This is a genomic window from Nevskiales bacterium (assembly GCA_035574475.1).
In the GTDB taxonomy this organism is placed as follows: Bacteria; Pseudomonadota; Gammaproteobacteria; order Nevskiales; family DATLYR01; genus DATLYR01.
The window spans coordinates 1-7516 of the sequence record DATLYR010000231.1; the positions used below are offsets into that span (position 1 = coordinate 1).

Genomic DNA, 7516 nt, shown 5'->3' on the forward strand with positions numbered 1-7516 from the left:
GCCGCCGCGCCGGCACCGGCTGCGGCGCCTGCCCCGTCGGCCGCGCCGGCCCCCGAGGCCGCGGCCCCGGCCAAGCTCGGCAAGGACCAGCTGATGGCCACCGGCAAGCAGGTCTATGAGGCGCAGTGCGCCGCCTGCCACAAACCGGACGGCAGCGGCATGCCGCCGGCCTTCCCGGCCATCACCGGCAGCAAGCTGGTCAAGGGTCCGGTGGCCGCGCATGTCACCCAGATCATCAAGGGCAAGAACGCCATGCCGCCGTTCGGCGCCCTCAGCGACGAGCAGATCGCCGCGGTGGTGACCTACCAGCGCAACGCGCTCGGCAACGCGGTCGGCACCGTGGTACAGCCCGCCGACGTCAAGGCCCTGCGCTGAGCCGCGCGCACAGACTTCCAGGAGACATCCGATGAGCCAAGCGACACACGCCCACGGTCACGACGACGCCCACGACCACCACGGCCCGGCCACGCTCAAGGACGGCCTGTGGCCCTGGATCAAGCGCTGGGTCGGCACCACCAACCACAAGGACCTGGGCACGCTGTACCTGTGCTTTGCCTTCACCATGTTCTTCATCGGCGGTCTGATGTCGCTGGTGATCCGCGCGGAGCTGTTCCAGCCGGGCATGCAGCTGGTGCAGCCGGAGTTCTTCAACTCCATGACCACCATGCACGCGCTGATCATGATCTTCGGCGGCGTGATGCCGGCCTTCGTCGGCCTGGCCAACTGGATGGTGCCGATGATGATCGGCTGCTCCGACCTGGCGCTGCCGCGCGTCAACAACTGGGGCTTCTGGATCCTGCCCTTCGCCTTTGCCCTGCTGCTGTCGACCCTGTTCATGGATGGCGGCGCGCCGGCCGGCGGCTGGACCATGTACCCGCCGCTGGTGCTGCAGACCGGCGATGCCTTCCCGTTCCTGATCTTCGCCGTGCACCTGATGGGCGTCTCGTCGATTACCGGCGCGATCAACGTGATCGTCACCATCCTCAACATGCGCGCGCCGGGCATGACCCTGCTCAAGATGCCGCTGTTCGTGTGGACCTGGCTGATCACCGCCTACCTGCTGATCGCCACCATGCCGGTGCTGGCGGGCGCGGTGACTATGCTGCTGACCGACCGCTACTTCGGCACCAGCTTCTTCAATGCGGCCGGTGGCGGCGACCCGGTGATGTTCCAGCACATCTTCTGGTTCTTCGGCCATCCCGAGGTGTACATCCTGATCCTGCCCGCGTTCGGTGTGGTTTCGATGATCATCCCGACCTTCGCGCGTAAACCGCTGTTCGGCTACAGCTCGATGGTGTACGCCACCGCCTCGATCGCCTTCCTGTCCTTCATCGTCTGGGCGCACCACATGTTCACCGTCGGCATGCCGCTGGCGGGCGAGCTGTTCTTCATGTTCAGCACCATGCTGATCGCGGTGCCGACCGGCGTGAAGGTGTTCAACTGGATCGCGACCATGTGGAAGGGCTCGATGACCTTCGAGACCCCGATGCTGTTCGCGGTGGGCTTCGTGATCCTGTTCTCGATCGGCGGCTTCTCCGGCCTGATGCTGGCGATCGCGCCGGCCGACTTCCAGTACCACGACACGTATTTCGTAGTCGCGCACTTCCACTACGTGCTGGTACCGGGCGCGGTGTTCGCGATCATCGCGGGCGTGTACTACTGGATTCCGAAGTGGACCGGCGTGATGTACAACGAGAAGCTGGGCCAGTTCCACTTCTGGTGGAGCGCGTTCTGGATCAACGTGACCTTCTTCCCGCAGCACTTCTCGGGCCTGGCCGGCATGCCGCGGCGCATTCCGGACTACGCGGTACAGTTCACCGACTTCAACATGATTTCCACGGTCGGCGCTTTCGCGTTCTTCCTCGGCCAGTTCGTGTTCATCTACAACATGATCCAGTGCATGCGGCGCAAGGGCGAAAAGGCCACCGCGCGCGTGTGGGAAGGCGCGCACGGCCTCGAGTGGACGGTGCCCAGCCCGGCGCCGTACCACACCTTCGAGACGCCGCCGAAGGTGGACGAGTCCGAAACCCCGGCACACGCGTAAGGGGGCAATCGTGGCAGGCCAGGACCGCAGTACGCCGCGCAGCCGCAATGTCCGGCTGGCGCTGATGCTTGGCCTGCTGGCGCTGTCTTTCTACCTCGGCTTCATCGTCATGACGGGGCTGGGCTGATGGAAGGCGCGCCGCGCCGCCACCTGCGACTGCTGGCGCAGCTGTCCGGGCTGGCCGTGGGCATGTTCGCCTTCGGCTACGCCATGGTGCCGCTGTACCGGCTGATCTGCGACATCGCCGGCATCAACGGCCAGCGCAGCGACGTCATGCTGATCTCGGCCGCCCAGCTGCCGGCGGTGGACGCCTCGCGCACGGTCACGGTGGAATTCCTGACCACGGTCAACGGCGGCCGGGACTGGACCTTCCGCCCCGCGGTGAACCGCATCGAGGTGCACCCGGGCGCGCTGACCACGGTGAATTTTTTCGCGCAGAACAACACGGATGAGGACAAGGTGGCGCAAGCGGTGCCGAGCGTGGCGCCGATCACCGCCTCGCAGTACCTGCGCAAGACCGAGTGTTTCTGCTTCACGCAGCAGCCCTTCGCCGCACGCGAAGGGCGCGACATGCCGGTGCGCTTCGTGATCGACCCGGCGCTGCCGGCACACGTGGACACGGTGACCGTGTCCTACACGTTTTTCGACGCAACCCGGCTGGCGCAAGGTGAGCACCCGCGCGCCGGCCGGATCAACTAGACGACAGGGGTAAACCGATGGCTCACTCGCACACCCAGGCCCATGGCGACCACTACTACGTCCCGCCGCCGAGCGCGTGGCCGTTCTTCACCACCATGGGGCTGGTGGCCTTCTTCGTCGGCTTTGGCAACTGGCTCAACGGCCTGGCGGCCGGCGAGGCTACCGGGCTGTACCGCATCCTGTTTGCCGGCGGGCTGATGTGGGTGATCTTCATGGCCTGGATCTGGTTCCGCGGCGTGATCGGCGAGAACGAGGCCGGCGTGTACAACCTGCAGGTGGACCGCACCTTCCGCTGGTCCATGAGCTGGTTCATCTTCTCCGAGGTGATGTTCTTCGGTGCCTTCTTCGGCGCGCTGTTCTATGCGCGTGCGCTGGCGGTGCCCTGGCTGGGCGGCGAGGGTGCCAAGTTCTCGACCAACGAGTTCATCTGGCCGAGCTTCGAGGCGCTGTGGCCGACCAACGGCCCGGGCGCCATCGGCGGCGATTTCGACATCATCCCGGCCTGGGGGGTGCCGTTCCTCAACACCATCATCCTGCTGAGCTCCGGCGTGACCATCACCATCGCGCACTGGGGCCTCAAGGAGAACAACCGCGCCAAGCTGATCTGGGGGCTGGTGGCGACCGTGGCGCTGGGCTGTCTGTTCCTGTTCTTCCAGGCGGAGGAGTACATCCACGCCTACCGCGAGCTGAACCTCACGCTCGGCTCCGGCATTTACGGCTCGACCTTCTTCATGCTGACCGGCTTCCACGGCGCGCACGTGACGCTCGGCACGATCATGCTGATCGTGATCCTCGGCCGCTGCATCAAGGGCCACTTCACCGAGGAACGCCATTTCGGCTTCGAAGGCGTGGCCTGGTACTGGCACTTCGTGGACGTGGTGTGGATCGGGCTGTTTATCTTCGTCTACGTGATCTAAGGAAGCTCTGATCAGCTGCTTTCGTCATTCCGGCGCAAGCCAGAATCCAGCGACTTTCAAGGCCCTGGGCCCCGGCTTACGCCGGGGTGACGGAAATGATCGGACTCTCCCGCCTGCAGGTCGGGTCAAGCGCAGCGGACCCGACATCCGTGCTACGGCGTCAGCCCGTGCGGCTTGATCCAGCCCAGGAAGAATGCGGCGATCAGGAACACGATCAGCGCCACCTGCAGGCCCACGCGCCAGGTCAGCGCGCGCAGCGTGCGGCGGTCGGAGCGGCGGCCGGGATCCTTGACCAGAAAGAACAGCCCGCTGAACAGCGCCACCAGGATCGCCAGCAGGAACAGCAGGATGACATGGTTAGGCGTCATGCGGCGGGCGTCCGGTGGTGAGCGATGAGTGGCATGTTGGCAAGCTTCCGTTTTCGTCCGCCGTGGTGGGCCTGGCTGCTGGCGGCCGCCGGCCTGGCCCTGTTCCTGCGCCTGGGTGTCTGGCAGCTGGACCGGGCCGCAGAAAAGAAGGCGATCATATCGGCCTACCAGCAGGCCGCCAAGTCGGCGCCGGTGGATCTCGATGCGGCGCTGGCCGCCGGCCGCCCGGCCAGCGATTTTTACGCACGAGCAGTTTCGGTGAATGGCCGTTTCGAGGCCGGGCGCAGCCTGCTGCTCGACAACCAGGTCGTCGAGGGCCGGCCCGGCTATCGCGTGTGGACGCCGCTGCGCCTGCCCTCCGGGCGGCTGGCGCTGGTGGACCGCGGCTGGCTGCCGATGAACCCCGACCGCCGCGTGCTGCCGGCGCTGGATACACCGGCCGGAGCGGTCCGCCTGCGCGGCGTCTGGCAGCCGCTGCCGCGCCCGGGCCTGCGCCTGGCGCCGGACGACTGCAACCGGTCGCAATGGCCGCGCGTAGTACAATATCCGCTCTTCGAGGAGCTGCAGTGTCTGCTTGGACCGGATCTGGTCGAGGGGCTGCTGTGGCTGGACCCGGCCGAGCCGCACGGTTTCGTGCGCGAGTGGGTCCGCAACGAATTCCCGCCCGAGCGCCACTACGGCTATGCGCTGCAGTGGTTCTCGCTGGCGGCCACGCTGCTGGTGCTGTTCATCGTGCTCAATTTCCGCAGGATCCGGCCATGACGCAAAAACCGCAGGCGCACGGCCGCCGCCGCTTTGTGCTGCTGGTGCTGCTGTTCGCGGCGCCGGTGCTCGGCGCCTACGCGCTGTACTTCTGGGCGCCCGAAGACTGGCGGCCGCACGGCCGTACCAACCGCGGCCAGCTGGTGAACCCCGCGCGGCCGGTGGAGGCATTGGCGCTGCATGGCGTGGACGGCCGCAGCCTGGCGTCTGTGCCCATCCGCGACCGGTGGACGCTGCTGCTGGTCGGGCCCTCGAGCTGTGATGACGCCTGCCTCCGGCTGCTGTACGACACGCGCCAGGTGCGCACCGCGCTGGGCAAGGACATGCCGCGCGTGCGGCGCCTGTATGTCGCGACCGACCGCATGGAACTGGAGGCCTTGCAGGCCCTGCAGGCGCGCGAGCATCCGGACCTGGTGCTGGCGGTGGCGGAGGGCGCCGAGGTCTATGCGCTCGAGCGCCAGTTCTCGATCGACGGCCGCAGCCCGCTGCGCAATGCCGGCGACGTCTACCTGCTCGATCCGCATGGCAACTGGCTGATGTACTACACGCCCGAGGATCCGCCCCAGGACCTGCTGAAGGACCTCAAGAAGCTGCTGCGGCTCTCGAACATCGGCTGAACATGCGCGACTCGCTCTTCTACCGCCTGGCGGTTGCCACCACGCTGCTGACCCTGGTGCTGGTCATGCTCGGCGCCTATGTGCGCCTGTCGGACGCCGGCCTCGGCTGCCCGGACTGGCCCGGCTGCTACGGGCACCTGATCGGCGTGCCGGAAGCGGAGCACCACGTGTCCGCCGCCAACGAGGCCTATCCGCAACGCCCGGTCGAGGCGCCCAAGGCCTGGAAGGAAATGGTCCACCGCTACGTCGCCGGTACGCTGGGCCTGCTGGTGCTGGCGCTGGCGGTCATGGCCTGGCGCAACCGGCGCACGCCGGGCCAGCCGGTGGCGCTGCCGCTCGGCCTGCTGGCGCTGGTGGTCTTCCAGGCGCTGCTGGGTATGTGGACCGTGACCCTGCTGCTCAAGCCCCTGGTGGTCAGCGCGCACCTGCTCGGCGGCATGGCCACGCTGGCGCTGCTGTTCTGGCTGGTGCTGAAGAGCGGTGCGCATCTGCGTGCACTGCCCGCGCGTGCTGCGGGCGCACTGCGTGGTTTCGCGCTGGCCGCGCTCGTGGTGCTGGTGCTGCAGATCTTCCTCGGCGCCTGGACCAGCACCAACTACGCCGCGCTGGCCTGCCCGGATTTCCCCACCTGCCAGGGCCGCTGGTGGCCGCCCACCGATTTCCGCGAGGCCTTCACGCTGTGGCGCGGGCTGGGCGTGAACTACGAGTACGGCGTGCTGGAAAACACCCCGCGCCTGACGGTGCATCTGACCCACCGCCTCGGGGCCGTGGCCACGCTGCTGGTGATGCTGGGGCTGGCGGCCTGGCTGCTCGCCGTGGAGCAGGCCCGCGCCTGGCGCGGGCTGGGGCTGGCGTTGCTGGCCGCGGTGCTGCTGCAGGTGGGCCTGGGCGTCAGCATCGTGCTGCTGCACCTGCCGCTGCCCCTGGCCGTGGCGCACAATGGCGGCGCCGCGCTGCTGCTACTAGTATTGGTGGCCATCAACCATGCGGCCTTCCAGGCCCGCGAGGCGGCATGAGCACTACGGCGGCACCGGTCCAGCGCCCCTGGCTGCAGCGGCTCAACGACTACTACGAGCTGTGCAAGCCGCGCGTGGTGATGCTGATCGTGTTCACCGCGGTGGTCGGCATGTTCCTGGCCACGCCCGGCATGGTGCCGCTGGATATCCTGTTCTCCGGCACGCTCGGCATCGGCCTGATGGCGGCCTCGGCGGCGGCCATCAACCAGATCCTCGACCAGCAGGTGGACGCGCGCATGGCGCGCACCTGCGGCCGCCCCTTGCCGACCGGGCACCTGTCCCTGCGCGAGTCCGCCGCCTGCGCCGCGGTGCTCGGCGCCGCCGGCATGGCGATCCTGTACGCCTGGGTCAACCCGCTCACCGCCTGGCTGACGCTGGCGACGCTGGTCGGCTATGCCGGCGTATACACGATCTACCTCAAGCGCGCCACGCCGCAGAACATCGTGATCGGGGGCGCCGCCGGCGCGGCGCCGCCGGTGCTGGGCTGGGCCGCGGTCACCGGCACGATCGATCCGCACGCGCTGCTGCTGTTCCTGATCATCTTCGTGTGGACGCCGCCGCATTTCTGGGCACTGGCGATCGAGCGCCATGCCGAGTACGCCAAGGTGGACATCCCGATGCTGCCGGTCACACACGGGCTCGAGTACACGCGCCTGCAGGTGCTGCTCTACACCGTGCTGATGGTGATCGTGAGCCTGCTGCCGTTCGTGTTCGGCATGAGCGGTCTGCTGTACCTGGTGGGCGCCGGCCTTCTCGGCGGCGTATTCCTGTACTACGCCTGGCTGCTCAAGGCGGCGCCACGCCCCGGCCTGCCGATGAAGACCTTCGGCTACTCCATCGTTTACCTGATGGGGATCTTCACGCTGCTGCTGGTGGACCACTACGTGCCGGTGGTCCTCGCCGCCCTGCCGTCCTGAGCGCTGCCCGGCGCCGGCTCAGCCTGCGGCGGCGCGCAGCACCGCGACCACGGCATGCGCGGCCGGCTTGTACCGATAGTCCTTGTCCAGGGCGAGCGGATTGGTGAACAAGCCGCCGGCGGCTGCATTCCAGAAGCTGTGGCGGTCGCCCACGCCCCATTGCACCACGGTGTCGC

Annotated in this window: 9 protein-coding genes; 8 read left to right on the forward strand and 1 reads right to left on the reverse strand. The window is 67.8% G+C overall.

The window, feature by feature from the left end:
• The 4 genes from VNJ47_13745 to VNJ47_13760 all read left to right on the forward strand — a co-directional run.
• The coding region (locus VNJ47_13745) for a cytochrome c (protein ID HXG29898.1) at positions 1–375 on the forward strand (375 nt) is incomplete at its 5' end.
• Between the two features lie 31 nt (positions 376–406).
• Complete coding sequence (ctaD, locus tag VNJ47_13750; protein ID HXG29899.1) at positions 407–2044, forward strand: cytochrome c oxidase subunit I; 1638 nt, start codon at positions 407–409, stop codon at positions 2042–2044.
• A gap of 126 nt (positions 2045–2170) precedes the next feature.
• Positions 2171–2743: a cytochrome c oxidase assembly protein gene (locus tag VNJ47_13755; GenBank protein HXG29900.1), complete on the forward strand. Its 573-nt coding sequence runs from the start codon at positions 2171–2173 to the stop codon at positions 2741–2743.
• 17 nt (positions 2744–2760) lie between these two features.
• Entirely contained in the window at positions 2761–3660 is a 900-nt protein-coding gene (locus tag VNJ47_13760; protein HXG29901.1) for a cytochrome c oxidase subunit 3, read from the forward strand.
• A 152-nt stretch (positions 3661–3812) separates the two neighbouring features.
• Here VNJ47_13760 and VNJ47_13765 read toward each other — a convergent pair whose 3' ends face one another.
• Positions 3813–4028: a twin transmembrane helix small protein gene (locus tag VNJ47_13765; GenBank protein HXG29902.1), complete on the reverse strand. Its 216-nt coding sequence runs from the start codon at positions 4026–4028 to the stop codon at positions 3813–3815.
• A 33-nt stretch (positions 4029–4061) separates the two neighbouring features.
• On the opposite strand from VNJ47_13765, the gene VNJ47_13770 reads away from it, so the two are divergent.
• Genes VNJ47_13770 through cyoE form a run of 4 tightly spaced genes read left to right on the forward strand, consistent with a single transcriptional unit; the run spans position 4062 to position 7340 of the window.
• Positions 4062–4790, forward strand: coding sequence for an SURF1 family protein (locus VNJ47_13770; GenBank protein HXG29903.1), 729 nt, complete (start codon positions 4062–4064; stop codon positions 4788–4790).
• Positions 4787–5407 (forward strand): hypothetical protein, encoded by a 621-nt coding sequence (locus tag VNJ47_13775; GenBank protein ID HXG29904.1) that lies wholly within the window; start codon positions 4787–4789, stop codon positions 5405–5407. The genes VNJ47_13770 and VNJ47_13775 overlap by 4 nt, the downstream gene beginning before the upstream one ends.
• 2 nt (positions 5408–5409) lie before the next feature.
• Positions 5410–6423 carry a COX15/CtaA family protein gene (locus VNJ47_13780; GenBank protein ID HXG29905.1) on the forward strand — a complete coding sequence of 338 codons (1014 nt, stop codon included), beginning with the start codon at positions 5410–5412 and terminating at the stop codon, positions 6421–6423.
• A complete protein-coding gene (gene cyoE, locus VNJ47_13785; GenBank protein ID HXG29906.1) occupies positions 6420–7340 on the forward strand; it encodes a heme o synthase in 921 nt (306 codons plus the stop codon). Before VNJ47_13780 ends, cyoE begins: the two co-directional genes overlap by 4 nt.
• Positions 7341–7516 lie beyond the last annotated feature (176 nt).